The organism is Streptomyces sp. NPDC001914 (assembly GCF_042891215.1).
In the GTDB taxonomy this organism is placed as follows: Bacteria; Actinomycetota; Actinomycetes; order Streptomycetales; family Streptomycetaceae; genus Streptomyces.
On record NZ_JBIASW010000007.1, the window covers coordinates 1 to 1,284 of the forward strand.

At 73.1% G+C, this 1,284-nt stretch carries 1 protein-coding gene and 1 rRNA gene; one reads left to right on the top strand and one right to left on the bottom strand.

Annotated elements, in window-relative coordinates:
* A 5S ribosomal RNA gene (gene rrf, locus ACFYYF_RS20455) occupies positions 1–95 on the top strand; the annotation flags it as partial.
* 118 nt (positions 96–213) lie between these two features.
* Here rrf and ACFYYF_RS20460 read toward each other — a convergent pair.
* Positions 214–1,284: hypothetical protein (locus ACFYYF_RS20460; protein ID WP_388777609.1), on the bottom strand; the 1,071-nt coding region annotated here is incomplete at its 5' end.

Below are 1,284 nucleotides of genomic sequence, written 5' to 3' on the forward strand. Positions count from 1 at the left end.
AAACGCCCGGTTACATTCCGAACCCGGAAGCTAAGCCTCACAGCGCCGATGGTACTGCAGGGGGGACCCTGTGGGAGAGTAGGACGCCGCCGAACTAAATTTGGAGGACCCTTGGTCCCAGCGACTCGCTGGGGCTGAGGGTCCTTTTTGTTTTGCCGAAGCGCGCCGGGTACCTGGCTGCGCGAGAATGACTTGCGGTACCGAAGACAGGAGTCACCCATGTCCACCAACTCTCCCGACGAGCGACCGGAGCGCGACCAGCGCCGTCGTGACAGTGGTGACCGCGGTGACTACCGCGGCGGCCCGCGCCGAGACAACGACCGAGGTGGCTCCGGCCGGCGCGACGATCGCCGTGACGGCGACCGCGGCGGTGACCGTGGCGGCTTCCGTCGCGACGACAACCGTGGCGGCGGCAGCGGCGGCGGTGGCTACCGCGGCCGTGACGACCGTGGTCGCGACGACCGTCGTGAGGGTGACCGGGGCGGCCGGCCGCCGTTCCGTCGTGACGACCGCCCCGGCGGCCCGCGCCGCGACGACCGTGGTGGCAGCGGCGGCGGATTCCGCCGTGACGGCGACCGTCCCCCCTTCAACCGCGACGACCGGCCCAGCAGCCCCCGCCGTGACGACGACCGCGGCGGCTTCCGTCGTGACGACCGTCAGGGTGGCGGCGACCGCGGTGGGTTCCGCCGTGACGACAACCGTGGTGGCGGCAGCGGCGGGTTCCGCCGTGACGACAACCGTGGTGGCGGCAGCGGCGGGTTCCGTCGTGACGACCGTGGTGGCAGCGCCGGTGGCGGTGGCTACCGTCGTGACGACCGTCAGGGTGGCGGCGACCGCGGTGGGTTCCGTCGCGACGACAACCGTGGTGGCGGCAGCGGTGGGTTCCGTCGTGACGACCGTGGTGGCAGCGGCGGCGGATTCCGTCGTGACGACAACCGCGGTGGTGGCGCCGGCGGCGGTTTCCGTCGCGACGACAGCCGTGGTGGCGGCGACTTCCGTCGTGACGACCGGCGTGACGAGCGTCGGGGCGACGACCGCGGTGGGTTCCGCCGTGACCCGGACCGTCCGTCCTCCTACCGCCGTGACGAGCGGCCCAGTGGCCCGCGCCGTGACGACGACCGCGGCGGCTTCCGCCGCGACGACAGCCGCGGTGGCGGCGACTTCCGCCGCGACGAGCGCAGGGACGACCGCGGCGGTTTCCGTCGCGACGACAGCCGTGGTGGCGGCGACTTCCGTCGTGACGACCGGCGTGACGAGCGTCGGGGCGACGACCGCGGTGGGTTC